This window comes from Skermanella stibiiresistens SB22, from assembly GCF_000576635.1.
GTDB lineage: Bacteria > Pseudomonadota > Alphaproteobacteria > Azospirillales > Azospirillaceae > Skermanella > Skermanella stibiiresistens.
Genome location: NZ_AVFL01000010.1, coordinates 41,567 through 66,445 on the forward strand (window position 1 = coordinate 41,567; position 24,879 = coordinate 66,445).

The 24,879-nt window shown below is 64.5% G+C and carries 23 protein-coding genes; 14 read left to right on the forward strand and 9 right to left on the reverse strand.

Annotation, left to right across the window (positions count from 1 at the left end; all coding sequences use genetic code 11):
* Positions 1–10 precede the first annotated feature (10 nt).
* The 5 genes from N825_RS14945 (at position 11) to N825_RS14965 (ending at position 5,115) form a co-directional block, all read left to right on the forward strand.
* On the forward strand, positions 11–1,327 hold the full coding sequence (locus N825_RS14945; protein WP_051512395.1) for an MFS transporter: 1,317 nt from the start codon (positions 11–13) through the stop codon (positions 1,325–1,327).
* A 21-nt stretch (positions 1,328–1,348) separates the two neighbouring features.
* The gene (locus tag N825_RS14950) at positions 1,349–1,831 is read left to right on the forward strand and encodes a MaoC family dehydratase (RefSeq protein ID WP_245613124.1); all 483 of its coding nucleotides are present in this window, start codon (positions 1,349–1,351) and stop codon (positions 1,829–1,831) included.
* A gap of 5 nt (positions 1,832–1,836) precedes the next feature.
* On the forward strand, positions 1,837–2,826 hold the full coding sequence (locus N825_RS14955; protein ID WP_063833813.1) for a DMT family transporter: 990 nt from the start codon (positions 1,837–1,839) through the stop codon (positions 2,824–2,826).
* Between the two features lie 42 nt (positions 2,827–2,868).
* Complete coding sequence (locus tag N825_RS14960; RefSeq protein WP_037453274.1) at positions 2,869–3,741, forward strand: SMP-30/gluconolactonase/LRE family protein; 873 nt, start codon at positions 2,869–2,871, stop codon at positions 3,739–3,741.
* Between the two features lie 252 nt (positions 3,742–3,993).
* A complete protein-coding gene (locus N825_RS14965; protein WP_198038337.1) occupies positions 3,994–5,115 on the forward strand; it encodes a fatty acid desaturase in 1,122 nt (373 codons plus the stop codon).
* A gap of 78 nt (positions 5,116–5,193) precedes the next feature.
* Here the strand turns inward: N825_RS14965 and N825_RS36535 are convergent, their stop codons facing one another.
* From N825_RS36535 to N825_RS38920, 4 genes are all read right to left on the reverse strand, one after another.
* Positions 5,194–6,609 carry a sensor histidine kinase gene (locus N825_RS36535; RefSeq protein WP_051512396.1) on the reverse strand — a complete coding sequence of 472 codons (1,416 nt, stop codon included), beginning with the start codon at positions 6,607–6,609 and terminating at the stop codon, positions 5,194–5,196.
* Positions 6,606–7,868, reverse strand: coding sequence for an FIST signal transduction protein (locus N825_RS14975; protein WP_245613133.1), 1,263 nt, complete (start codon positions 7,866–7,868; stop codon positions 6,606–6,608). Before N825_RS14975 ends, N825_RS36535 begins: the two co-directional genes overlap by 4 nt.
* Positions 7,869–7,873: 5 nt before the next feature.
* Positions 7,874–8,380 (reverse strand): response regulator, encoded by a 507-nt coding sequence (locus N825_RS14980; protein ID WP_084164751.1) that lies wholly within the window; start codon positions 8,378–8,380, stop codon positions 7,874–7,876.
* 260 nt (positions 8,381–8,640) lie between these two features.
* Positions 8,641–8,847: a hypothetical protein gene (locus N825_RS38920; protein WP_157619241.1), complete on the reverse strand. Its 207-nt coding sequence runs from the start codon at positions 8,845–8,847 to the stop codon at positions 8,641–8,643.
* 274 nt (positions 8,848–9,121) lie between these two features.
* Between N825_RS38920 and N825_RS14985 the strand changes: the two genes are divergently transcribed.
* From N825_RS14985 to N825_RS15015, 7 genes are all read left to right on the forward strand, one after another.
* Complete coding sequence (locus tag N825_RS14985; RefSeq protein WP_037453282.1) at positions 9,122–9,442, forward strand: ribbon-helix-helix domain-containing protein; 321 nt, start codon at positions 9,122–9,124, stop codon at positions 9,440–9,442.
* Between the two features lie 75 nt (positions 9,443–9,517).
* Entirely contained in the window at positions 9,518–9,913 is a 396-nt protein-coding gene (locus N825_RS14990) for a VOC family protein (protein ID WP_037453284.1), read from the forward strand.
* Positions 9,914–10,001: 88 nt separating this feature from the next.
* Positions 10,002–10,553 (forward strand): twin-arginine translocation signal domain-containing protein, encoded by a 552-nt coding sequence (locus tag N825_RS14995; RefSeq protein WP_037453287.1) that lies wholly within the window; start codon positions 10,002–10,004, stop codon positions 10,551–10,553.
* A gap of 18 nt (positions 10,554–10,571) precedes the next feature.
* On the forward strand, positions 10,572–12,143 hold the full coding sequence (locus tag N825_RS15000) for a GMC family oxidoreductase (protein ID WP_037453290.1): 1,572 nt from the start codon (positions 10,572–10,574) through the stop codon (positions 12,141–12,143).
* A gap of 407 nt (positions 12,144–12,550) precedes the next feature.
* The gene (locus N825_RS15005) at positions 12,551–13,591 is read left to right on the forward strand and encodes a fatty acid desaturase (protein ID WP_051512397.1); all 1,041 of its coding nucleotides are present in this window, start codon (positions 12,551–12,553) and stop codon (positions 13,589–13,591) included.
* A 146-nt stretch (positions 13,592–13,737) separates the two neighbouring features.
* Complete coding sequence (locus N825_RS15010; protein WP_051512398.1) at positions 13,738–14,199, forward strand: MarR family winged helix-turn-helix transcriptional regulator; 462 nt, start codon at positions 13,738–13,740, stop codon at positions 14,197–14,199.
* A gap of 64 nt (positions 14,200–14,263) precedes the next feature.
* A complete protein-coding gene (locus N825_RS15015; RefSeq protein WP_037453665.1) occupies positions 14,264–14,668 on the forward strand; it encodes a DUF1398 domain-containing protein in 405 nt (134 codons plus the stop codon).
* An 82-nt stretch (positions 14,669–14,750) separates the two neighbouring features.
* Here the strand turns inward: N825_RS15015 and N825_RS15020 are convergent, their stop codons facing one another.
* A complete protein-coding gene (locus N825_RS15020) occupies positions 14,751–16,928 on the reverse strand; it encodes a right-handed parallel beta-helix repeat-containing protein (protein ID WP_037453293.1) in 2,178 nt (725 codons plus the stop codon).
* 573 nt (positions 16,929–17,501) lie between these two features.
* On the opposite strand from N825_RS15020, the gene N825_RS36540 reads away from it, so the two are divergent.
* Positions 17,502–18,938, forward strand: coding sequence for a right-handed parallel beta-helix repeat-containing protein (locus tag N825_RS36540; RefSeq protein ID WP_051512399.1), 1,437 nt, complete (start codon positions 17,502–17,504; stop codon positions 18,936–18,938).
* 3 nt (positions 18,939–18,941) lie between these two features.
* On the opposite strand, the gene N825_RS15030 is transcribed toward N825_RS36540, so the two are convergent.
* Together N825_RS15030 and N825_RS15035 are read right to left on the reverse strand one after the other, a co-directional pair.
* The gene (locus tag N825_RS15030; protein WP_037453296.1) at positions 18,942–21,125 is read right to left on the reverse strand and encodes an amylo-alpha-1,6-glucosidase; all 2,184 of its coding nucleotides are present in this window, start codon (positions 21,123–21,125) and stop codon (positions 18,942–18,944) included.
* Positions 21,122–22,228 (reverse strand): glycosyltransferase family 4 protein, encoded by a 1,107-nt coding sequence (locus N825_RS15035; RefSeq protein WP_084164753.1) that lies wholly within the window; start codon positions 22,226–22,228, stop codon positions 21,122–21,124. Before N825_RS15035 ends, N825_RS15030 begins: the two co-directional genes overlap by 4 nt.
* Positions 22,229–22,568: 340 nt before the next feature.
* Here N825_RS15035 and mepK point away from each other — a divergent pair, with 340 nt between their 5' ends.
* Positions 22,569–23,135 carry a peptidoglycan L,D-endopeptidase MepK gene (gene mepK / locus N825_RS15040; RefSeq protein WP_037453299.1) on the forward strand — a complete coding sequence of 189 codons (567 nt, stop codon included), beginning with the start codon at positions 22,569–22,571 and terminating at the stop codon, positions 23,133–23,135.
* Between the two features lie 85 nt (positions 23,136–23,220).
* Here mepK and lysM read toward each other — a convergent pair whose 3' ends face one another.
* Both lysM and N825_RS15050 read right to left on the reverse strand, forming a co-directional pair.
* Entirely contained in the window at positions 23,221–23,697 is a 477-nt protein-coding gene (gene lysM, locus N825_RS15045) for a peptidoglycan-binding protein LysM (RefSeq protein ID WP_037453302.1), read from the reverse strand.
* Between the two features lie 159 nt (positions 23,698–23,856).
* A complete protein-coding gene (locus N825_RS15050; RefSeq protein WP_037453305.1) occupies positions 23,857–24,870 on the reverse strand; it encodes a zinc-binding alcohol dehydrogenase family protein in 1,014 nt (337 codons plus the stop codon).
* Positions 24,871–24,879: the final 9 nt, after the last annotated feature.

Consider the following 24,879-nt stretch of genomic DNA (forward strand, 5'->3'; position numbering starts at 1 on the left):
GCCTGTTAAGATGTCTGTTCCCTCATCCGGGCCTTCCTCCCGGCTCTCGTCCCGGCTGGCGCGTGGCCCGATCCACTACGGCTGGTATGTCGCGGGCATCACCTTCCTGACGCTGCTGGTGGCGGCGGGCATCCGATCGATGCCGAGCATCCTGATCGTCCCGGTCGAGCAGGAGTTCGGCTGGAGCCGCGCGACCATCTCGTTCGCGGTGGCGGTCAATCTCGTGCTGTACGGGCTGATGGGACCGTTCGCCGCGGCGTTCATGGACCGCCTGGGCATCCGGACCACGATCGTGCTGTCGCTGGTGCTGGTGGCGGCCGGCATCGCGGCGACGCCGCTGATGACCGCGCCCTGGCAGCTGGTGCTGCTGTGGGGTGTCGTGGTCGGCACGGGCACCGGCATGACGGCCTTGGTGCTGGGCGCCACCGTGGTCAACCGCTGGTTCTCCGAGCGGCGCGGTTTGGTGATGGGCATGCTGACCGCCAGCACGGCGACCGGACAGCTCCTGTTCCTGCCACTGCTGGCGATGGTCGTCCAGGAGGTCGGCTGGCGGATCGCGGTGATGGGGGTCGGCGCCGTCGCCATCGCCATCATCCCGGCGGTGCTGCTCCTGATGCGCGAGCGGCCGCGCGATGTCGGACTGGCCCCGTTCGGCAAGACGGAGATCGAGTCGGCCCCCACCCCCAGCACCGGCAACCCGTTCGCCAACGCGATCGGCGCGCTGATGGAGGGGATGCGCCACAAGGATTTCTGGCTGCTGTTCGGCACCTTCTTCATCTGCGGCCTCAGCACCAACGGGTTGATCGGGACCCACCTGATCGCGGCCTGCATCGACGCCGGCATCCCGGAGATCCGGGCCGCCGGACTGCTCGCCATGATGGGCATCTTCGATCTGTTCGGAACGACCTTGAGCGGCTGGCTGTCGGACCGCTACAACAACCGTTATCTGCTGGCGTGGTATTACGCGCTGCGCGGCCTGTCGCTGCTGTGGCTGCCGTTCGCGCTGGACCTGTCGTTCCTCGGCCTGTCGCTGTTCGCCGTCTTCTACGGACTGGACTGGATCGCGACCGTGCCGCCGACGGTCCGCCTCGCCACCAACGCGTTCGGACGGGAAAAAGCGCCGATGATGTTCGGCTGGATCTTCACCGGCCACCAATTGGGCGCCGCCACCGCCGCGTTCGGCGCCGGCGTGCTGCGCACCGCCATGGACGGCTATCTGGAAGCCTTCCTGCTGGCGGGGCTCGCCTGTCTGGTGGCGGCGGGCATGTCGCTGATGATCGGCCGGGCACCGAACCCGCCGGTCAGGGTGGCCGAGGAAGCCGCCTGATGGCGGCTGGATAAGAAACGTGTGAATAAGAAACGCGAGGGAGTGGGCGACCACATGCGCATGCTGGACGACATCAAGGCCGGCGACCGCTTCGCCGGCGGTCCGCTGGAGGTGACCGAGGCGGACATCCGGGAATTCGCCGGTCGGTTCGATCCGCAGCCGTTCCATCTGGATCCCGACGCCGCCCGGGAGACCGTGTTCGCGGGTCTGGCGGCCAGCGGCTGGCACACCGCGGCGCTGACCATGCGGATGATCGTCGATGGCGAGGGGCGCTTCTCCGGCGGCTTCGTCGGTCTGGGCGTCGAGGAACTGGCGTGGCCGAAGCCGGTCCGGCCGGGCGACACGCTGCGGACCGAGAGCGAGGTCCTGGAGGTCCGCCCCTCGGAGACGCGGCCCGGCCGCGGCACGGTTCGGATGCGGACCCTGACCCATAACCAGAAGGACGAGGTGGTGCAGCGCTTCACCGCCGTGCTGCTCGTTCCCCGGCGGGTCGAGGCGGACTGAGACAGTTGGCACCGATCGAACGGAAGACCGAGCTGACCAGCGGCGCCATGGCGCTGCTGACGCTCATGTGCCTGATCTGGGGTCTGCAACAGGTCGCCATCAAACTCGCCAACGAGGGCATCTCCCCCGCCCTGCAAGGCGGCATCCGCTCGGCCATCTCGCTGGCGCTGGTCTGGGCGTGGTCGTGGTGGCGCGGCGTCAGACTGTTCGAGCGCGACGGCTCCCTGTGGCTCGGTCTGGCCGCCGGTGGCCTGTTCGCGGGGGAATTCCTGCTGCTCTACTCCGGCATGACCTTCACCACCGCGTCGCGCGGCGTCATCTTCCTCTACACCTCCCCCTTCGTGGTGGCGCTCGGCGCCCATCTGTTCGTTCCGGGCGAGCGGATGCGCCCGGTCCAGGCGATCGGGCTGTTGTGCGCCTTCGGGGGCGTGGTCGCCGCCTTCGCGGACGGCTTGAGCCTGCCGACCTCGCGGGAACTGGCCGGCGACGCCATGGTGCTGGTGGCGGCCGTCCTCTGGGGAGCCACGACGGTGCTGATCAAGGCGTCGCGCCTAGCCCGTCTGAGCGCCAACAAGGTGCTGTCCTATCAGCTCGGCGTCTCGTCGCTGACCCTGCCGCCGATCTCGCTGGCGCTGGGCGAGAGCGGCGTCACGGCGCTGACCGGCACCGTGGTGGGGTCCATGCTCTACCAGAGCGTGGTGGTGGCGTTCCTCACCTACCTCGCCTGGTTCTGGATGATCGGCCGCTATCCGGCGGGCAAGCTGGCCGCCTTCTCGTTCCTGACGCCCCTGTTCGGGGTTTTGGCGGGTGGCCTCTTGCTGGACGAGCGGATCAGCGCCACCATGGTGGCCGCGATGGCGCTTGTCTGCTTCGGGATATACCTGGTCAACCGCCGTCCCGCGGTTTCCCGCGCCGACCTTCCGGAGGTCGGTCCAAACCGGCCCAGCCCGGCCCATACCGGGTTGTCAGCCGAATCGTCTATTGATAAACGTTAGCTTTCAATCGTAACAAGCGGCTGACCCCCCGGGAGTTCCCCCATGGATATCGAGACCGTCGTCAGCGAGCCGGCCAAGCTCGGCGAAAGCCCGATGTGGTCCGCCGTCGAACAGAAGCTGTACTGGGTCGATATCGACGGCCGCGCGCTGCACCGCTTCGACCCCTCCACCGGCCAGGATGAAAGCTGGCCGATGCCGGAGGAGATCGGCTGCATCGCGACGCGGACCGACAACCGGGTCCTGCTGGGCTTGCGCAACGGCTTCGCCAACTTCAACCCGACGACCGGCGAGCTGATCCGACTGCTGGATCCCGAGGCGGACAAGCCGGACAACCGGTTCAACGACGGCACCACCGACGCCAAGGGGCGTTTCTGGGGTGGAACCATGCGGATGGGAGCTCCGGCCGAGAAGCCGGAAGGGGCGTTCTATCGGCTGGACGCGGATCTCGGATGCCATCGGATGATCGACGGCTTCTGGACGACCAACGGACTCGCCTTCAGCCCCGACGGGCGGACGCTCTACCTGTCCGACAGCAACGCGAAGGTCAGGACGATCTGGGCATTCGACTACGACCTGGACGCCGGCGTGCCGTCGAACCGCCGCGTCTTCGTCGACACCAGGGACATGGCGGGACGACCGGATGGCGGGGCCTGCGACGCCGACGGCTGCTACTGGATGGCGGGGATCGGCGGCGGCGAACTGGTCCGCTTCACCCCCACGGGCAAGGTCGATCGAACCATCAAGGTGCCGGTCAGGAACCCAACCAAGATCGCGTTTGGCGGTCGAGCGCTGGATGTCATCCATGTGACATCGCTCCAGCGCGCTGGTGACCCACCCGATCCGCTGGCCGGCCGCCTGATCGCGATCACTGGAGCCGGAGTCACCGGTATGGCGATCCCACCGTTCGCTGGCTGACGCAACAATTGGGACTGTCGAAAAACAGAATAAAATAACAATATTTCTTGGTCGCGAATTAGGCAATTACGTGACAGTAAGAACATAACGTATACAATAACCTTAAAAATCCAGTTTTAATAGTTCAAATGTAGCAATCGAACCTTATAGCGGATTATCTGTAGCAATAGGACCCACCCCCAAAGGAGAAATGGGATGTCCATTGCTACATTTGACCGCCAAGTTTCCGACGCCGATAAGACGAAAGTAAAGGTGGACTATGACCCCACCAATGTTCGAGCCGGCATGTCCAGCCGGCTGCCAGCGTTTCTTCAGCCATTTCTAACTTGGCTGACGGCGCGGCCCGCTCCTGGTGAGGAAGCCCGGTCGCGAAGCGCCCATTACCATGTGGTGACGGCGTTCGGCGCCCTCGGCCTCGGCGTGGCCCTCAGCCTACTCACCCTGCGGCTCGGCGGCCTCTGGCTGGCGTCCTTGCCTTTCCTTCTGATCCTGTCGGCATCGGGCATGGGAAAACTTCAGGCGGTGGTCTTCCACCATTGCTCCCACGGGACGGTGTTCCGTAAACGGGAAACCAACCGGCTGGTTGGCGAGACCATCTCGATCCTGCTGCTGATGAAGCACTTCGACGTCTACCAGCACGAGCACATGCTGCATCACAGCCCCAACAAGCTGCTGACCCACGAGGATGAATTCACCCAGTTCGTGATGAATCTGGCCGGCCTCCGTCCGGGATTGGCGAAATCGGTGCTGTGGCGGCGGGTGCTGATCAGCTTCGTTTCCCCGTTCTTCCACCTGCGTTTCCTGCTGGCCCGCGTCTCGTCATGCCTGCTGTCGCATTCGACCGGACATAACTTGATCGGCTGGGCCGCCTGGAGCGGCGTGTTCCACTTGGCGTGGCTGATGGACGCCTGGGTCGAGCTGACGATCGCCTGGCTGCTGCCGGTCACGGTCCTGCTCCAGATCGGCACGGCGCTGCGGACCTTGTGCGAACACCGTTTCCCGGAACAGGAAGTCATCGACGCCCGCGGCAAGACCTTCGTCTGCCTGGCCACCGCGGGCGTCTTCCCCGGCGCTCCCGTGCCCGAACAGTCCGCCGCCAGCCTGGGTGGCTTGTTCGCCTGGGGTGGCTGGTGGACGTCGATGCTGACGGTCCACCTGTTCTCCCGCGTGTTCGTGCTGGTCGGTGACGCGCCCTGCCACGACTTCCACCACCGCCGCCCGGCGTCCCGCAAATGGACCGACTACATCCACGCCCGCCAGAAGGATGTCGACGGTGGCTGCCCCAACTTCCCGCTGGGTTATATCGAGACCTGGGGCTTGTTCGAGGCGATCGACGAGAACCTCGCGTCGCTGAGCACCGCCAGCAAGATATAACGGGATCGCCGCGACGGCGGCCGCCCGAAAAGCGGGACAGGCCGCCAGGAGGGCCACCCCCGGCCACTTCCTCAGGGGTCAGGCGCGATAGAACATCGACGCCGACCCATCCGCGACCCGCTGCCTCGGCAGCCTGACGGTCACCGTGGTGCCCTGTCCCACAGCGCTTTCGATCTCCAGCGATCCGCCATGGCGTTCCGCCAGCGTCTTGCACAGCGGCAGGCCCAGACCGGTGCCGCCGAACCTGCGGGTATAGGTGTTTTCCAGCTGGCAGAAGGGTTCCAGCGCGCGCGGTATGTCCTCCGCCGCCATGCCGATGCCGGTGTCGATCACCTGGAGCATCGCGCCGCCGTCCTCGGTCAGGTTGGCCCGGATCTCGATCCTCCCGCCCGACGGCGTGAATTTCACCGCGTTGCCGACCAGGTTGATCAGGATCTGCCGGATGCGGGTGGGGTCGGCGTGGATCGCCGGCATGCCGCTCCGGATGCCGACCGTCAGTTCGACGCCGCGGCTACCCGCCAGCGGAGCGACCGCGCTCAGCGCCGCCGCCGCCGCCTGGTTCAGGTCGACATACTCCTCCCGCAGGGTGGCGCGGCCCGATTGCAGCCGGGAGAAGTCCAGGATGTCCTGGATCAGACTGAGCAGGTGCTGGCCGTTCTCGTGGATGTCGGACGCGTATTCCCGGTACTTCTCCTGCGGCGCCGAACCGTAGAGCTCGTCGCGGATGATCTCCGAGAAGCCGATGATCGCGTTCAGTGGCGTGCGCAGCTCATGGCTGAGGTTGGCGAGGAACGCCGCCTTGATCGAATTGGCTTCCTCCGCCGCGATCTTGGCGATGCGCAGCTCCTCCTCGACCCGGCGCCGCTGCATGATGTCGGCGAAAACGCCCAGCGCCGCCTCGACGATCTCCCGGTCGTCGGCGCCGAATGGACGCGAGACGTTGGCCTCCATCCGGTTGCCGAACAGCAAGGCGACACCCGAGGCCGGATCGTAGGCCCAGATCACGAAAGGCAGTCCCAGCGCCTCGGTCAGCACGACGCCGACGCCGTCGCTGGCCTCGCGCGACGAGGTGAAGAAGAATTCCGGCGGTTCCGCCAGCGGCACGTCGTCGGCCAAGCGCGGCCGGCCGAAGCCCAGCCGGTTGACGATGGAGAACAGACCGCGGTGCGGATCGCGCCTCAGGATCGCGGCGCGGTCGCAGACCAGGTTGTCCAGCACGATCTCCAGCATGCGGTTGCCGATCGCCTCGTCCGAGGCGTCGACATTGACCAGCCCGAAGGCTGTCCGCAGCAGCCGGGCCGCCGTCCTGGACCGGCGCGCCTCGCGGTGGGCGCGGCTCTGGTCCTCCTGGAGGCGCAGCACGCGGGCGCCCAGGTCGTTGCACTGCCGGCGATAGAAGGCGAGTTCGTTCTCCAGGGCGGCGCGGTCCCGCTCCATGACGGCTGGAAGGTCCCGCTCGGGCTTGTCGCCGGGATGGCTCCGCCCCGCCGTCATGGCCCGGTGTCCGGAGCGCCCCGATCGTGATCGCGACCCTGGGGATCGCCACCGGCCGGATCACCATGCAGGATCGTCAGGACCGCGGTCCAATCGAGCGACCGGCTATGCGCGTCGCCGACCGGCGCTATCTCCACGCCGGAGTAGAAGCCCAGCAGCGGGGCTGGTATGGCGATCTCATCGAGCAGCACCTCCGCCTCCTCGATCTCCGACCCGCTGCGGGCGCCCGCCCGGCCCGCGCAGTCGATGTACAGGGCCATCACCGGCCGCCTGCCGGCGAACCGCTCGTTCATCGACCGCACACCGTCCCTGACACTCTGCACCATCAAACCATTGTCCCGCGACATGATCTGTACGACGGATCCCAAGCGGAAGTCTGGCTCGAACAAAGTAATCGAACGGCGCTCTGGAGAAGCTTGCAGGATCAGCCTATTCACATACCGGTTCTCATCGTATTCGGCAAACGGATCACCGTGCTTCTCGCCAAGGGTAACCATAAGGGACAGCGCGCCGGTCTGATCCTCCCCGACCTCGATGCCCAGCATGCCCTCCAACACGTCAAGGGCCGGGCGGCCGTCGAGTTCCATGACCTCGGCGCCATCGATGCCGGTGATCCTCATGAAGGTGCTGACCGGCACGCAGCCATGCAGGATGGTGGTCTCGGCGCGGAGCGACGGGGGCAGCACGACCGCCACCGCCGTGTGCTTGCGCGGACGCGTGCCGTCGAACACGTAGCCATCCGACAGGTTCATGTCGGTTAGGGTGCCGGCGCCGACCAGATGGGGCCTGCGGGAGCCCAGCCCCTGGTAGATCCCCTCCACCAAGGGACTAGCCGGATGCAGGCGGGGTGGCGAGGTCGAGGCGACGCTGTCGTAGAACAGGAAGACGACGCGCCCGTCGTCGACCACGTTCACCAGAAGGTCGCCCAAACGGCGGCCGGCGGCACCTTCCCCATCGAGCAATCCATCATCGACCAGGATCGCGGGTTCGCCGATGTCGCTGGGAAACAGGCCGACCGCGACCTCGAAGCCGCTATAGCCGAAGCCGGCGGCCGTGATGGCACCCGCGGCGGAACCACCGACCACCGCGATCACCCCAACCACGCTTCGCAATCCCGCCAACACCTGCGCCGGGTCGTGCTTGCCGCCGCAAAACAGCAAGGCCCAACTGGGAGCCATTCCTGGAACCAACGCCGCCACCGCCCGGCGCGCCGCCTCGGCGCCGGCTTCCCTCGGATCGGGATTGTTGCCGCGGCCCACGCCGATCAAGATCCGCCCCTTTCCCCCTCATGTCCGACCAGTTTGAAGTTGGCGTGGCGCCGGACCAGCCGTAGCAACTCCGGCGCCGAGATCGGCTTGGCGACATATTCGTCACATCCGGCGTGCCTGATGATGGCCTCATCCTCCGGCGTGGCGTAGGCGGTCACCGCGATGACCGGAATGGTCCGAAGATGCTCGTTGTTCCGGATGGCCTTGGCAACATCCACTCCGGACATATCCGGCAGGCCAATGTCCAGCAGGATGGCGTCGGGCCTGAACTCCAGGGCCAGTTCCAGTGCCCGCTCCCCGTCCGTCGCCTTGAACGTGGTGTAGCCGGCGGCTTGCAGCAGGTCGTCGAGTAATTTCAGGTTGAAGGCGTTATCCTCGACGATCAGGACGGTCTTGATCGGGTGTGGAGGCTTGCCTTCGGAACCTCCACCCCGGCGGGAAGACTCAGGCGCCGACGGGGGAGACGCACCTTCGCCGGTAACGAGAGACAATTGTCGCGGCATGCGAACCTGTTACTGAAGTGGAGGTTCTAATATCTACCACCTGAATGGGGATATCCAGAAGAAAAATTGGCCGAACGATCGGTGAACATGCCTAACAAAGCCGCCCCAAACCACAACGCCGCATGTGGGCGCAGTTTAATTAAACTTGCACCGCATGCTGGAAACTCATGATCGGCAAGCTAAGAAAATAGAGATGATTTCACAACAATTAAGTCTTTATACATAGGTCGTTTGGTCTTGTCGTCGCGGGCACCCGCAATTCAAGAACTCCCCGCATCCCATCCACGGTAGAACAGCGCGAAGCCGATCGCCGCCATGCCGGCCGCGATCAACAGACCGAAGCCACCGATCGCCCTGTCGATCCAAAAGGCGTTCAGCAGGACGCTCAGGAAGATCACCACGAAACCAGCCAAGGCCTGGGGTGTCCACGACGACTTCTCGATCCGGCGAAGGCGCGCTGGGTACATCCTCGTTTCCTCTTTCCCTTGGGGTTTCGTGGCGGCGCGCGCGTGGCGTCCGTCATTTTGTTTCCAATTAACCGACGGTCCTTTCAGTTTTCAACGATTTTGAAGGATAGGATTGGCACAAACGAGCGTTTCGATGGCTCGAACGCGCGATCCGCCGTCGTCAATTCGGACTAATGGCAAGCGGTTGAAAGCGGCCTATGATCCATCCAAAGCCGCTGGAGAACACGGCGGGGCGCCACGTCAGAGCGCCGCCAGGAAGGGAGAGAGAGGGACGATGTGCAATCTATTCGCCACACAGGATCCGGCCTCGTACGAATGCGAGACGCGCGCGGTCAGGCTGCACGGCCACACGACCAGCATCCGCCTGGAGGCGGAGTTCTGGGCGATCCTGGGTGAGATCGCCGGCCGCGAGGGCCTGACGCTGGCGCGCTTCCTCTGCACGCTGCACGACGAGGTGCTGCAAAGGCAGGGCGACGTGCCGAACTTCGCGTCGATGTTGCGGGTGACCTGCGCCCTTTACCTGCGCGACCCCGCCGCCCACGCCGCCGCCGTCGCCAAACGCAGGTTCAGGGAAATCGACGCTGTAGTAGCATGATACTACCACCGCCGTGAATGGCCGCCCTAGGATTTCACTCTGACGAGCGAAAGACCTGGAGGAGGCGGGAGCGTCATGGCCAAGGTGATCCACGCGATGATCCGCGTGCTGGACGAGAATAGATCACGCGACTTCTACGCCCGCGCGTTCGGGCTGGAAGCGGCCGATCGGTATGGGTTCGACGGGTTCACCCTCGTCTACCTGCGGAACCGGGAAGCCGACTTCGAGATCGAGCTGACCATCAACCATGGTCGGACGGAGCCCTACGACCTGGGCGACGGCTATGGGCACATCGCCGTCGCCGTGGACGACCTGGACGCCGAGCACCGCCGCTTCGCCGAGCTGGGCGTCAACCCCGATCCCATCAAGGAGTTCATGCGCGACGGCGCGCTGATGGCGCGCTTCTTCTTCGTGCGCGATCCCGACGGCTACAAGGTGGAGGTGCTGCAGAGGCACGGCAGATACCGCTGAGGAAGACTTCCAAGACCAACGGCCAAGAACAAGCGGCCAGTAAAAGCCGAAGAGGCGAACGAACACCTGTTCCCGAGGGAGGAGCACAATGAGGACCATCGACAAGCGGCTCAAGGTCACCAGGAGAAACTTCTTGAAGTCGGGCGCGGCGGCGGCCGGCGTCACGGCGCTGGCGACCGGAACGGTGGTGATCGACCCCAATGGCGCCTGGGCCATGTCGGCCAAGACGCTGAAGCCGGACACCATGGTGACACTGGTCAGGATGGCGCGCGACCTCTACCCGCACGACCGCCTGGGTGACATCCACTACGCCCGCGCGATCGAGCCCTACGACGCCAAGGCCGGCGCCGACGAGACGCTGAAGCGCCTGATCGAGGAGGGGATCTCCGGATTGAACCAGGCGGCCCAGGCCAAGCACGCCAGCCCCTACGCCGCCGTCGCCGAGGAGGGCGACCGGGTGGCGTTGCTGAAGTCGATGGAGGCGACGCCGTTCTTCCAGAAGATCCGGGGCGACATGGTGGTCGCCGTCTACAACCAGCCGGAGGTGTGGACGAAACTCGGCTACGAGGGCTCCTCGGCCGAGCATGGCGGGTACATCCACCGGGGCTTCGACGACATCGATTGGCTGAAAGACGCCTGAGCGGAAGGGAACGGGATCATGGCTGCTAAATTCGACCTCAACGACGATGGCGTCGTGGTGATCGTGGGCTCGGGCGCCGGTGGCGGCACGCTCGGCAACGAACTGGCCCAGAAGGGCGTCAAGGTGGTGGTGCTGGAGGCCGGCCCCCGTGTCGAGATGGAGGAGTTCGTCAACAACGAATGGGAATCCTTTTCGCAGATCAGCTGGCTCGACAAGCGGACGACCTCGGGAAGCTGGCGCGTCGCCAAGGATTTCGCCGGGCTGCCCGCCTGGATCGTCAAGGCGGTGGGCGGCTCGACCATCCACTGGGCTGGCGCCAGCCTGCGGTTCCAGGAACACGAGTTCAAGACCCGCACCCATTACGGCGAGTTGGCCGGCGCCAACCTGCTGGACTGGCCGATCACCCTGGCGGAGCTGGAGCCCTACTACGCCAAGGCTGAATACAAGATGGGGGTGACTGGCACCAACGGCATTCCCCGCCTGCCCGGCAACAACAACTACAAGGTGCTGGCGGCGGGTGCCAAGGCGCTTGGCTACAAGGAGTTCCACTCCGGGAACATGGCGATCAACTCGCAGGAGCGCGACAACCGCGCCTCGTGCCAGCAGATCGGCTTCTGTTTCCAGGGCTGCAAGAGCGGCGCCAAATGGTCGACCCTGATGGCCGAAATCCCCAAGGGCGAGGATACCGGCAACCTGGAGGTCCGCTCCGACGCGCAAGTGATCAAGATCGAGCATGACGCCTCGGGCAAGGTCACGGGCGTGCTCTATGGCGACAAGGCCGGCAACGTCATGCGCCAGAAGGCCCGCGTCGTGGCGGTGGCCGGCAACTCGATCGAGAGCCCGCGCCTGCTGCTGAACTCCGCCTCGACCATGTTCCCCGACGGTCTCGCCAACAGCTCCGGCCAAGTCGGGCGAAATTACATGCGGCACACCACCGGATCGGTCTACGCGGTGTTCGAGAACCCCGTCCACATGTACCGCGGCACGACCATGGCCGGCATCGTCCGCGACGAGGCCAAGCTCGACACGTCGCGCGGCTTCGCCGGGGGTTACGAGATGGAGACCCTTTCGCTGGGCGTGCCGTTCATGGCCGCCTTCCTCGATCCCGGCGCCTGGGGCCGCGGGTTCACCTCCGCGCTGGACGGCTACGACCACATGGCCGGCATGTGGATCGTCGGCGAGGACATGCCGCGCGAGACCAACCGGATCAGCCTGCACGCGACCGAGAAGGACAAGTTCGGAATGCCGATCCCGAACGTCCATTTCGATGACCATCCCAACGACGTCGCGATGCGCAACCACGCCTTCAAGCAGGGTTCGGCGCTCTACGATGCGGTCGGGGCCACCCGGACGATCCACACCCCGCCCTATCCTTCCACCCACAACATGGGCACCAACCGGATGAGCGCCAAGGCCAGCGACGGCGTGATCAACAAGCATGGCCAAGCCCACGACATCAAGAACCTGTTCGTGTCGGACGGCAGCCAGTTCACCACCGGAGCCGCCTGCAACCCGACCTTGACCATCGTCTCGCTGGCGATCCGGCAGGCGGAGTTCATCGCCGATCAGATGGGAAAGCGCGAGATCTGACCGGCCGGCCGGTGTCGCCGCCAGCCCGCCAAAGAAGCCCGATCGATTGGATGCGCTCGGCCCCACCGCCGGGCGCATCCTGATTCTTATTAATGGTATTTTTCGATTTTCACCGGTATTTTTGATTTTTTTGGTAAAGCCGTTCTCGCGCGACATATAACTTGATGCGCGGTTTCGGCGAAAAGCGTATAAGTCGAACCGTCGAGCCGGGAGGAGATTCAAAAGTTCATGTTCGAAGCTCTTTTCTTTCACTCCCGACACACAAGTTCTTAACCAGGGCATAATTCGCCCATAATCATGGTCCATGAACGCGGTGTGACACTTGTTGAAACCTCCCGTGGCTGGGGCCACCCGTTCTCCCTCAACAGGAATACCGTATGCTACCCGATGAATCCGGGGCGCGGCCAATGTGCGCCTCGACCCCTACCCCTGCCGACATCCAGGCTCGAAAGCAGGTCGCTCGCCGCTGGGCCCAACAGCTCGCGGCCTACAAGCAACCTGTCCTCCACCGGAGTGTCGGTCAGATAGGGACGACCCTGCTGCCGCTGGCCGGCATCGTCGTCCTGATGGGGCTGAGCCTGGAGGTGGGATACTGGTTGACCCTGCTCCTGGCGGTGCCCGCCGCCTTCTTCCTGGTGCGGGCCTTCATCCTGCAGCATGACTGCGGGCATGGCAGCCTGTTCAAGTCGGGCCGAGCCAACGACATCCTCGGGCGCTGCCTTGCCGTGCTGACCATGACGCCCTACGGGTACTGGAAGCGCGAGCACGCTATCCATCACGCGACCTCGGGCAATCTCGAGAAGCGCGGGGTCGGCGACATCACGACCCTGACCGTTCGCGAGTATCTGGCGCTGTCCCGCTGGGGCAGGCTGCGTTACAGGGCCTACCGGCACCCGATCGTGCTGTTCGGCATCGGCCCGGCCTTCATGTTCCTGATCCGTCACCGCATCGCGATCGGCGATGGCACCAACGACCGCGCCGCCTGGACCAGCGTGCTCGGCACCAATGGCGCGATCCTGTTGGCGTTCCTGGTCGCGACGCTGGCGTTCGAGCCGCTGGCGATCCTGATGGTCTGGGGCCCGGTGATCCTCTTCGCCGCGACGATCGGCATCTGGATGTTCTACGTCCAGCACCAGTTCGAAGGCGTCCAGTGGCATCACGAGGAGGAGTGGGACTTCCACGGCGCCGCGCTGGATGGCTGCTCTTTCTACGACCTGCCGCGCTGGCTGCACTGGCTGACCGGCTATATCGGCTATCACCACGTCCATCACCTGTCGTCCAAGATTCCGAACTACCGGCTGCGGGACTGCCACCTGTCGATCCCCGACCTCCAGCGGGTCCGCTCGCTGGGTCTGTTCGAGAGCCTGAAGACCGTCAGCCTCGCCCTATGGGACGAGGATAACCGCCGGATGATCCGCTTCGGGGAGTTGCGCCACCACATGGCGTGACGCGTCCCAGACTCGATCCTCCACGACGTTCGATCGGAGCCGCCCCAACCGGGCGGCTTCTTTCGTTTTCAGGATCACGAGCCTCCGACTTCGGTTGACTAGGAAACTCGAAGCTTGTAGTTTCCTAGTCAACTGAAGGATCGGCCATGGCGGCCCGCAAACCACTTTCGGACCTGCGCTCCCATCTCGGATATCGGCTACGGATGGTATCGAACGCCATCTCGCGAAGCTTCGCCCGCGTGTTGGAGGCCGAAGGGGTCACCGTCGCCGAATGGGTCTTCCTGCGCGTCCTGCACGATGCCGAGGGCATCGCGCCGTCGCTGCTCGCCGAACGAATGGGAATGACAAAGGGCGCGATCTCGAAACTCGCCGACCGCCTGACGGGCAAGGGCCTTGTCGACCGATCGTCCAATCCGGAAGGCAAGCGCGGGCAGACACTCGCCCTCACGCCGGCCGCCCGCTCGCTCGTGCCGAGACTGTCGGACTTGGCCGACCGGAACGACGCCCGGTTCTTCGGGACACTCGGCCCGGAGGAGCGGCGCGTTCTTGAACATCTTTTGGAGAAGATCGCCGTGGAACACGAACTGACGACCATGCCGGTCGACTGACGCCGACCGACCATTCCCCCGACTCTGGTTCTTGTACTGGCCCAAACATTGGAAGGAGGCCGCTTTGGACGCGCGAAGGATCATCATCGCGGAGGAATGCCAGAAGGCCGCCCATGACGGGACGATGGCATTCCCGGACATCGTCGGCTCCCTGATACAAGCCGGCTTCGAAGGCTATGCCGTCGACTATCGGCGTGACACCACGACGTATTTCCTGCCCGATGGGGAAGGCGTCGTGCTGGGGAACCAACCCTCGGAAGGAGCGGTCGCCGCGACCTTCGACGAAGCCGGCATCGCCGCCCAGGTCAGGTGGGCACAGGCCAACCCGCCAGAGTACGCCTACGCGGCCTTCTGCCGGAACGTGAAGGCGTTTGGCTGCGCGGGTTACATGGTCTCCTTCCCCGGCCGCCGCGTCCTCTATTTCGGCCGAACGGCCGAGACGCATGTGGAACATTTTCCAGGGGATTAGAAGACCGCGGGACGGTAGGCGCCGACACTCCCCCATACCTCGGGCCGCCATACCCGGAGCGCCGGCCCTATCGTTCAGCCGCTCAGGTCAGCAGCCAAGCGGCCTTGCCCGGCTGCATCGAGCCGAGATCGCCGGAATTGACGCCCAGCAGGGTCACCAGCTCGTCCACCTTGTCGTCGTGATACACCCACACCGCTACGGCGTTGGATCCCTTGGCGACCACCTCGACATCATAGTCGGAGCCATGATCCGACATCAGCGGGCGGAGGTTCAGGAAGTCCTGGCCGATCTTGAAATCGGCGATGACATCGCCCTTGTCGCCAAGGTCCTTGAACACGAAGCTATCGCGCCCGCCGCCACCGATCAGCAGATCGGCGCCGCCGCCGCCGGTGATCGTGTCGTTGCCGGCGTTGCCCTTGATGATGTTGGACAAACCGTTGCCGGTCAGGCTCATGCCCGAGGATTTCATCCCGAATAGGTTCTCGACGTTGTCCGGCAGCGTGAAGGAGCCATCCCAGAGCTTGACGGTATCGGTCCCCTCACCGGCCTTCTCGATCACCTTGTCGAAGCTGCTGCCGGCCACATAGGTGTCATCGCCCTTGCCGCCCTTCATGGTGTCGGCGCCGGCGCCGCCATCCAACTGCTCGTTCCTGTCGCCGCCGACCAGCGTGTCGGCCTTCGATCCGCCCTTGATCGTCGTCTTGAAGGGGTCGCTCTCCTGCCATTTGCCCACGACCGCCACCGGCGTTGGACCGGAACCGGCGGCTTGGAAACCGAAATCGTCAGCCGCGAAGGCGGAGAGCTTGGTGGCCAGGAACTTGACGGTCTGTCCACCGCCCAGGTTGAACACCACATCGGCGCCGGATTGGGTCATGGCGCCTTTGACGGCCGCGAAGCTGGTGAAGGACGTTCCCTCCAGCCGCACCGTGTCGCCCGTCCCGCTTCCCGCCTTGAAATCGGTGATGGTGTCGTTGCCCTTGCCCTTCCCGATCACGAAGACGTCGTTGCCGCCTCCGCCGGTCAGGCGATCGTCGCCGGCGCCACCGTCCAGCACGTCGTTACCGGACCCGCCCTTGATGATATTGTCCTTGGAGTTGCCCGTCACCTTGGCCCCGCCGGACCGGGTCACGGTGGCGTGCTCGACCGACGAGGGCATGGTGTAGGAACTCGACGTCACCGTCACCGTGTCGACCGGATCGTTCGGGGTCCAGGGCTTGCCGGGCGTCGTCCCACCCTTGATGACCCCGGCCTTGCCGTCCCAATAGCCGTCGAACCGGTTGCCGGAAACGCTCAAGCCCTTGTTCTGGCCGGACTCGACGTTCAACCACTTTGTCGGACGGTTGATCGTGTTGTTGGAGATCGTGATGTCCGACGAGGGCGACCAGACGCCGCTGGTCTTGCCGGCCGCGACATTGACCACCGTGTAGTAGCTGGGGTTGCCGACCAGCAGGTTGCCGGTCGCCGTGCTGTCCTCGGCGCCCAGGAAGCTGAGCGGACGCTTGCCCACGTCGTAGACCTCGTTGCCGATCGCCAGGACGTTCTTGGCCTCGTAGTCGCGGGCGCCGGGGCGCATCCACTTGGCCGTCGTCCAGCCCCCGATGGTGATGCCGTCGACGGCGACGTCGTGGACCTTGTTGTATTCGATCCGCACGTTGGTCGAACCGCCCTTGGCGAACAGGCCGGCGACGCCGGTGACCTTGGAGATATCGTTGTGGGAGATCACGCTGTCATTGACCGCGACGAAGTCGATGCCCTGGTCGCCGGCGCCGATGATGGTGTTGTTCAGGATATGGATATTGTCGCCTTGCGAGATCTTGATGCCGTCCATCCCAGCGCCGCGGACGATGTTGTTCTCGATCACGATGTTCTTCGTCATGTCCTTGAAGTCGCTGCCGGCCATACCGAACTGGATGCCGTTCTGCTTGGACTGCGCGGTGACGTCGAAGCCGCGGATGACGATGTTCTCCTCGCCGAACCCATAGATCGTCGCGGTGCCGGCGCTGGCCGGCTTGATCTTCGCGGCGCCCGTGCCATCGGCTGAAATCAGAGAAATCGGGGCGCTGGAAGTGCCTCCGGTCTTGAACTCGATGTTCTCCACGTAGGTCCCCGCCTTGACCATCACGGCCGTGCCGGGAGTGGCCTTGTTGAGTGCCGCTTGAATGGATTTGAGCGGAGACCCTTCCGACCCATTGTTGCTGTTGCTGCCGGAATTGGACACCCAAATGACGCGCTGTGGCGCGACGTTGGAGAACGGCGTCATCTTTTTAGTTCCTCTCGATTTATTGCGAGGACTGAGCGGCGGAAATCTCCGGATTCGCTCCAGTTCTCGATCCAACCCCTGTTCATATCGATGGGGTTACTTCTTTCGAGAGGATGACGTGTTCGATTTAATAGACCGTTACCAGCGCGACATTAATCGAGTGATTCCAGATAGCGGGACAATCACGTCGAAATACTTTGATTTTGGATCTGTTTCCGTATTGTGGGAAAAGCTCTTGTCAGGACTGGGCCACGCGGAGCTTCCCACGCCGTTTACAGTCATGATTCCGGCGGTTCTCCCACATTATTGTCACCGCGGCTCCGCAAACTGTCACATCGGCGCACAAGTCGTGTCACAACTTCGTACCGACTTCTGTCGGATCCACAGTCCCGTTTTTTGCTCGCCTCCTTTCGGTTTTTAACTGTAATTTCCCGCTTGTTCGCTATCCGAGCAAGAATAAATCCGCAAATACAGGCGATACGCACAACAGTTTCCCAAGCCTCTCACAAGAAAATGTGAGTTTTGCTTAGGGAATTTCTAAAGCGTGCGCGCGACTACAGGAGTGGGACCTTCATGGCCAACGATCAAATCTGGGTTTCCAAAGACGGAAGCAACTCGAACTCGGGAAGTGCTTCCAATCCGCTGAAAACCATTCAAGCCGCCGTGGATCGTGCTTCGAGCGGCACCGACGTGATGGTCGAGGAAGGCACCTACACCGAAACGGTCCGCATCCGAAAGGATGGTATTTCGCTGATTTCAGCCGATGGTGATCAGGCGGCGACCATCAAGGCGGCGTCCCAGGGCGGTTCCGCCATCAGTGGCTTCGGGGTCGAGAACATCACCATCAAAGGCTTCGAGATCGACGCGGGCTCGAACGCGAACGGCATCCATTTCGGCATGTCGGGCAAGGGTTTCAGCGATCCGATCCGCGATCTGACGATCCAGGACAACGTGATCAACGGCGCCGGACAGGATGGGATCAAGGTCTCGCAAGCCTACGGCGTCAAGATCCTGAACAACGAGATCAACGATTCCGGACAGGAAGGCATCGATTTCGTCGCGGTCAACGATTCCCGCATCGCCGGCAACGAGGTCGATGGCGCCGACGGCCCCTCGGCACTGGGCGTCAAGGGCGGCTCGACCAATGTCGACATCGTGAACAACAAGGTCCACGACACGGCGGTCGCCGGCATCAGCGTCGGTGGCTGGACCACCGACAAGTGGATGTGGCCGGGCGCGCGCAGCTACGAGGCCAAGGACCTGACCGTCACCGGCAACGAGGTCTGGGACACCACCAAGGCGGCCATCCTGGTCTCGGGCGCCCGCGACAGCCTGATCGCCGACAACTATCTCCACCCCGACAACGACTACGACGCCGTGATCTGGCTCGACCGCAGCACCGCCAGCCACCCCAGCCCGATCTACAGCGAGAACATCACGATCCGCGACAACCTGTTCGAGCGCGACGATTGGCTGCGCGTCAATCGCGGCAATGACGACGGCTTGAAGGTGAGCGGCAACAGCATCGCCACCGGCGACCAGAAGGGCGCCTGGGGCTCCTCGGAAACGGCTGGTGACGTGGCGGGCGCCTCCGGCTCCTCCGACGACACCGCGGCCGTGGCCCCGGTCGTCGCGTCGGACACGGCGCTGGGCGACGGAGCCGTTCCCGAAGTGATCGCGATCTCCAAGGCCGATCTGCCGGAGGGCTACGACGCCGGGCTGATCGATGACGAGCCCGACCTGATGATCCCGGCCGGCGAGGATCTCATCGTCTTCACCCAGGTCGAGGACGCCGGCTTCCAAGTGACCGACGCCGAGGGCGCCGAGGCACCGGCCGGGGATTACGCCTTCTTCAAGCTGACCACCGACGGGAATGGGGAAAACGTCTCCATCTCCGCCGCCACCTGGCAGGCCCTGGAGGACGCGACCCTGGCCGATGCCGTGCCGGTCGAACAGACCACCGTCGACACCGGCACCGCCAACCAAGGCACCGACGGCTGGCTGCTCTGACGCTCAGCTGATCGTCACGACCCGCACGGGTCCGCTGCGCCGAAGCACCGTCACACCGACATCGATGGCGTGACGGCGCAACAGGACATCGACCTCGCAGGCGCCCACCCGGAGCCCGTGCAGTTCGACCTCCTCCAGGAAGGTGGGCAGCACGGGCCGGTTGAAGCGGATCTCGTTGCCCTCGGGGTGGAACTCCAGCCCAATCGCGGCGGCCAGCAGTCCCGGCAAGGTGGCGCTGGCCCAAGCCTGCGGCGAGCAGGCTACCGGATAGGACACCGGCGCCCTGCCTCGACGCCGGGGAAAGCCGCAGAACAGTTCCGGCAGCCGGCGCAGGTCGGTCTCGGCGGACGATTCGAACAAGCCCTGGAAAATCCGGGCGGCCTCCTCCTTGTGACCGTACCGCGCGAAGCCGAGCGCGATCAGGCCGTTGTCATGCGGCCAGATCGAGCCATTGTGATACGACATCGGATTATAGCGCGCCTGCGATGTGGCTAGCGTACGGATGCCCCAGCCCGAGAAGGATGTGGCGTCCATCAGGTTCGCCGCCACGCGGGCCGCGCGATCGGCCGACGCGATGCCGGTGAACAACGCGTGGCCGGCGTTGGAGGCACCGACCTGGCATTGCCGCTTGCCGGCGTCCAAGGCCAGAGCGTAGGTGCCGAGCCTCTCGCACCAGAAGGCGTTCTCGAACCGGACGCGCAGGGCCTCCGCCTCGATCTCCAGCGTGGCGGCGCGCTCCGGCAGGCCGATCCGCCGGGCGAGGTCCGCCGCGGCGCGCTTGGCGGCGAAGACGTATCCCTGAACCTCGACCAGCGCTATGGGGCCCTCCGCCAGGGTGCCATCCTCGTGGAACACGCTGTCATGGCTGTCCTTCCAGCCTTGGTTGATCAGACCATCCTGGTTGCGCCGGCCATACTCGACGAAGCCGTCGCCATCGCGGTCGCCATAATCGTCTATCCACGACAGCGCCGCCTCGATGTTGGGCCAGATATCCGAGATCAGGCCCAAGTCGCCCGTCCGTGTCGCGTAGGCGCCAGCCAGGATGACGAACAGTGGCGTCGAATCGACGCTGCCATAATAGCGTCGGAACGGCACCTCGCCGAGCGACGCCATCTCTCCGCCGCGGGTCTCGTGCAGGATCTTGCCGGGCTCGGCGTCGGCGACCGCGTCCTCCTCGACCGCTTGGTTGGCCGCGAGATAACGCAGCACTCCCGCCGCCAAGTCGGGAGCGAAGCCCAGGAGAAGCATCGCGGTGATGATGCCATCGCGGCCGAACGCCGTGCTGAACCAGGGTATGCCCGCATAGGGATAGGGACCCTGCTCCGTCTCCGTCACGAGCATGGCCAAATCTGAGGCCGAGCGCCGCAGGGTCTCGTTGAAGACACTGTTGGACGTGACGATATGCGCCACCGGTCCGAACAGGGCCCGATGATCCCGCGCCTTTCCGCGCAAGGCGGCGAAGAAGCCCGTCCGCGATCCGCCGCGTTCCGGGGCTATGCCCGCGACCGATATGGTCGTGAACAGCGGCACCCACTCATCCGGCCCGAGGTCCAGTTCGATCGACGCCTCGACGGATGACAGGCGGGTCGGCGGCGGATCGAACTGGAACAGGGTTTCTCGTCGCACGCCATCCAGCCCGACATAGGCCAGCGTCACTTGGTCGTCGGCGACGACGGGCGGTTCGATCCGGCCGCGCCGGGCGCGGTTCTGTCCCCGCGCCTCGAACAGGTCGGCGAAGTCGGCCCCATAGCGTAGCGTCAGTGTCACCCGCACCCGGTTTTCCGAATGGTTGCGAACCACCAAACGCTCGTAACAGGCTCCGTTCCACAGGAATTTTGCGCGCGACAAGTGAAGGGTTTCCCGCAGGATGTGCGTGCCATCCTTGTAGAGATCCGGATTGCACAGGTCGCTGGACAGCACCGCCGTCCGGTCCATGATCGTGGTGCTGAGCAGAAGGGGCCGTTGGCCATCGATCAGCAGTTCCAGGCGCGATAGATACCGGGTGTCCTGATGGAACAGCCCATCGGGACGGCCCCGGGCGTACAGGATGTCGCCATGGTCGTCGAACACGGCGAAGGTGTCCGCGTGCTTGATGGTGCGGGTATGGCGATCGGTCAGGGAACCGACGGCCGGAATGTAATACTCCGCAGCGGGGTCCTGGATCGTGTCTGGGCCGGGTGTCGTCATGGTGATGTCACCTTCAAGTCCGGTCTTGGCCATTCCACCGCCTGGGGCGGCACCCTCGGCGCCGCGGCCACCTTGATCCTGGACTGGGCCGCCCGCCGGTAAAGCTCGACATAGTCGCGCGCCATGCGTTCCGCCGAGAACCGGCGTTCGAATTGGGCTCGAATCTCGTTCCGGTCGAGTTGGTCGAGCATCCCCACCGCCTCGACCGCCTCGTCCTGGGTATCCACGACAAAGCCCGTGACCCCATGCTCGATGACCTCCTCGACCGACCCATGACGGTACGCGATCACCGGCGTGCCGGTCGCCATCGCCTCGATCATGACCATGCCGAAGGGCTCGGGCCAGTTGATCGGGAACAGCAACGCGCGCGCTCCCCCCAGGAAGGCGCTTTTCTCGGCGTCGCCGATCTCCCCGATGAAGTCGATCAGCGGGTGGTCCAGCAGGGGCCGGATGCGCGCCTCGTGATATTCGAGGTCGGCTTTGTCGACCTTCGCCGCCATCCTGAGCGGCAGGCCCGATCGGATCGCGATCCTGATCGCCTCATCGGGCTGTTTTTCGGGGGAAACGCGACCCAGGAACGCCAGGTAGCCATCGGACCGGGTGTTGAGCTGGAACAGCCGGGACGGTACGCCGTGGTGGATCGTTCCGGCCCACCGCACATCGGGCAGGGGTTTCCGCTGGCTGTCGGAAATCGACACCAGCGGCATGTCGTTGAACTCCGCGTAGAAGGGATAGAGATCGTCCAGATCCTGCCGCCCGTGCAACGTGGTCAGCGTTCGGTCCGCCATGGGGCGGAATGTCGGGAAGTGCAGGCAATCCAGGTGGAAGTGAAGCACGTCGAACTCGTCGGCCCGCTGGCGGAGACGGTCCATCATCAGCATCACGCTTGGGATCGGATCGCGGCAGGTGGGATCGAGGCGCATGGCCAGTCGACGGCAGGGCACCAGGGTGGCGCTGGTCAGGCTGTCACCGCTGGCGAACAGGGTGACTTGGTGGCCCATGTGGACCAATTCCTCGGTCAGGTACGAGACGATCCGTTCGGTTCCGCCGTAGAGACGGGGCGGCACGCTTTCCGCGAGGGGAGCGATCTGCGCGATTCTCATGATTTTACCCTTTCCGGGCAGGAGCCGCGCGCTTCCCGTTATCGAGCGTCAAACGGCTCGTGACACACATCATCGACTCGTCAACAGATCGGCGCGCGTCGGGACTCAAAATCTTATCAGCGGACTTGGCATGCGTTCGGCAGGGCCTTCATCCGCAATTTCGAAGTCCACGCTCCCCTTTTCCGACGGTAAGCGACCGGAATCGTGGATTGGGATGCAGCGCGGCAAGGCGGCTCGCACGTGGGTTAATCATAAGTAAATTATTTGGGTTGACGGAGAAACAAATTCCAGTCATGGGCATTCCTCGCTTGACGGAATTAACCATAATAGGACTGGTTTTATGCATTTGCGCGGTAAATCAGGGACGGTATCGAGGCGATCGCTGCTGGTGGGCGGAGTTTCCGCGGCTCTCATTTCAGCGGTTAAACCGGCGGTCGCCGCTGTCGCTCCCGTAACGGACAGGACGCTCCATCTGTACCATCGCCAGACCGGCGAATTCTTCAAGCAGACGTATTTCGAGGACGGCTTCTACCGGGTCGACGCCTTGGACGAGGTCAACTGGCTGCTGCGGGATTGGCGGGCCGACAAGACGAAGCCGATCGATCCGTCGCTGCTCGACATCCTGTACAACATCGCCAACAAGACCGACGCCTCCAAGCCGTTCGAGATCCTCTCCGGCTACAGGACGCCCGCGACGAACGCGTCCTTGCGCGAGCATGGCGTCCCCACCGCGTCGCACAGCTATCACATGGTCGGCCAAGCGGTCGACATCACGCTGCCGGGCGTCAGCCTGCGCAACATGCGGAAGGCGGCCTTGGCGATCGGCCAGGGCGGCGTTGGCTACTACCCGCGATCGGGCTTCATCCACGTCGACACCGGCGATGTCCGGCAATGGAACGGCCGCTGAAGGGGCAAACGAAGAGCGCCGACCCAACGCGGGGCCGGCGCTCCTCATTTCTTCCCCAGCGTTCGGGCACCGAACTTCCTGTTGATCAGGGAACCCGAAGCACCTGACCAGGATAGATCTTGTCCGGATGCTCCAGCATCGGCCGGTTGGCCTCGAAGATCGCCTGGTACTTGTTGGGGTCGCCGTAGAACTCCTTCGAGACCTTCGACAGCGTGTCACCCTTCTTGACGGTGTAGAATCGTGACTGCGCCGTCTCGGCCGCCGCGGCCGTCGGCATCACGGTGGTGGAACCCTCCGCCGAGGCGGTCCCGCCAACGGTGATGCGGTCATCGACCTTGGCGACGCCATGGACGTTGCCGAGCGCCAGCACGATCTTCTCGCGCTGCTCCTGGGATGGGGCGGTGCCGGACACGGTGACGACATCGTCGTTCACCTCGATCGTGAAATCCTTCGCTTCCAGGCCAAGCTTGGTGACTTCGGCGCGCAGTTCATCCGGCGTCGGGGCATCGCTGCCGATACCCAGCTTGCGGCCCGCGTCCTTCACGAAATCGAAGAAACCCATGATGTTCTCCTCAGGGGGTGGGCTGGCTGTGGGACTGGAACAGGCCGCCATTCCAGCGGCCCGCCATCGCACCGGTGAAGCAACACCCTGGCCCGCCCCCGCGTTGCTTGGCGCCTCACGCCAGCCCCGCCCTTTCGGCCCAGCCCTTTCGAAATCCCCTCAGAAGCCGGTCAGCACCACCTTGCCGATCGATTTGCCGCTTTCCAGCGCCGCGTGGGCGCGTCTCAGGTTGGCGGCGTTGATGCGGCCGAAGTCCTCGCCCAGCGTGGTCTTGATCAATCCCTCGTCCACCAGGGCCGAAACCTCGTCGAGCAGCTTGTGCTGCTGGATCATGTCGGGCGTCTCGTGCATCGCGCGGACGAACATCAGCTCGATGTGCAGCGTGCCGGCCTTGCCCTTGATCTGCATGACGTCGAGCGAGGCCGGATCGTCGATCAGGGTGATCTCGCCCTGCGGAGCCAAGGACTTGACGATCTCGGGCCAATGCTTGTCGGTATGGGTCAACGACAGGATGTAGCGGACGTTCGGATGCCCGATCCGCGCCAGTTCCTCCGACAGCGGCTTGGAATGGTCGATGACGTGGTGGGCGCCAAGACCGCTCACCCAATCCCGGGTCTCCAGACGCGACGCGGTGCCGATGACCGTCAGGCTGGTCAGCCGCCGCGCGAGCTGGGTGGCGATCGAACCGACACCGCCGGCCGCCCCGATGATCAGGATCGCGTCGTCGGTCGGCGCCTTGCCGACGGGTATGCGGAAGCGGTCGAACAGGCATTCCCACGCCGTGATCGTGGTCAGCGGCAAGGCCGCGGCCTCGGTGAAACTCAACGACGCCGGCTTGTGTCCGGCGATCCGCTCATCGACCAGACCGAACTCGGCGTTGCCACCGGGCCGGGTGATGCTGCCGGCGTAGAACACGGCGTCGCCCGGCTTGAACAGGGTGACGTCCCGGCCGACAGCCTCGACGGTACCGGCGGCGTCCCATCCCAGGATCACAGGCTGCTCCTGGCTGCCGGCGCGGCGCATGCGGACCTTGGTGTCGACCGGATTGACCGAGATCGCCTCGATCTTGACCAGCAGGTCGCGCGGTCCGGGTTCCGGCTTCGGGGCTTCGAAATCGAACAGCGAGCGCTCGTCCGCGCTCGGCAGGCTCTCGGCGTAACCGATGGCTTTCATGTCAGGCTC

What these genes read in the sequence shown, in the direction of transcription:
- N825_RS15030 (WP_037453296.1), bottom strand. Translation starts at nt 21,125, where the DNA reads ATGACGACACCCGGCCCAGACACGATCCAGGACCCCGCTGCGGAGTAT.
- N825_RS15050 (WP_037453305.1), bottom strand. Translation starts at nt 24,870, where the DNA reads ATGAAAGCCATCGGTTACGCCGAGAGCCTGCCGAGCGCGGACGAGCGC.
- N825_RS14945 (WP_051512395.1), top strand. Translation starts at nt 11, where the DNA reads ATGTCTGTTCCCTCATCCGGGCCTTCCTCCCGGCTCTCGTCCCGGCTG.
- N825_RS14990 (WP_037453284.1), top strand. Translation starts at nt 9,518, where the DNA reads ATGGCCAAGGTGATCCACGCGATGATCCGCGTGCTGGACGAGAATAGA.
- N825_RS38920 (WP_157619241.1), bottom strand. Translation starts at nt 8,847, where the DNA reads ATGTACCCAGCGCGCCTTCGCCGGATCGAGAAGTCGTCGTGGACACCC.
- N825_RS15005 (WP_051512397.1), top strand. Translation starts at nt 12,551, where the DNA reads ATGTGCGCCTCGACCCCTACCCCTGCCGACATCCAGGCTCGAAAGCAG.
- N825_RS36540 (WP_051512399.1), top strand. Translation starts at nt 17,502, where the DNA reads ATGGCCAACGATCAAATCTGGGTTTCCAAAGACGGAAGCAACTCGAAC.
- N825_RS14960 (WP_037453274.1), top strand. Translation starts at nt 2,869, where the DNA reads ATGGATATCGAGACCGTCGTCAGCGAGCCGGCCAAGCTCGGCGAAAGC.
- N825_RS14985 (WP_037453282.1), top strand. Translation starts at nt 9,122, where the DNA reads ATGTGCAATCTATTCGCCACACAGGATCCGGCCTCGTACGAATGCGAG.
- N825_RS15000 (WP_037453290.1), top strand. Translation starts at nt 10,572, where the DNA reads ATGGCTGCTAAATTCGACCTCAACGACGATGGCGTCGTGGTGATCGTG.
- N825_RS36535 (WP_051512396.1), bottom strand. Translation starts at nt 6,609, where the DNA reads ATGACGGCGGGGCGGAGCCATCCCGGCGACAAGCCCGAGCGGGACCTT.
- N825_RS14995 (WP_037453287.1), top strand. Translation starts at nt 10,002, where the DNA reads ATGAGGACCATCGACAAGCGGCTCAAGGTCACCAGGAGAAACTTCTTG.
- N825_RS14980 (WP_084164751.1), bottom strand. Translation starts at nt 8,380, where the DNA reads ATGCCGCGACAATTGTCTCTCGTTACCGGCGAAGGTGCGTCTCCCCCG.
- N825_RS15010 (WP_051512398.1), top strand. Translation starts at nt 13,738, where the DNA reads ATGGCGGCCCGCAAACCACTTTCGGACCTGCGCTCCCATCTCGGATAT.
- lysM (WP_037453302.1), bottom strand. Translation starts at nt 23,697, where the DNA reads ATGGGTTTCTTCGATTTCGTGAAGGACGCGGGCCGCAAGCTGGGTATC.
- N825_RS15035 (WP_084164753.1), bottom strand. Translation starts at nt 22,228, where the DNA reads ATGAGAATCGCGCAGATCGCTCCCCTCGCGGAAAGCGTGCCGCCCCGT.
- mepK (WP_037453299.1), top strand. Translation starts at nt 22,569, where the DNA reads ATGCATTTGCGCGGTAAATCAGGGACGGTATCGAGGCGATCGCTGCTG.
- N825_RS15020 (WP_037453293.1), bottom strand. Translation starts at nt 16,928, where the DNA reads ATGACGCCGTTCTCCAACGTCGCGCCACAGCGCGTCATTTGGGTGTCC.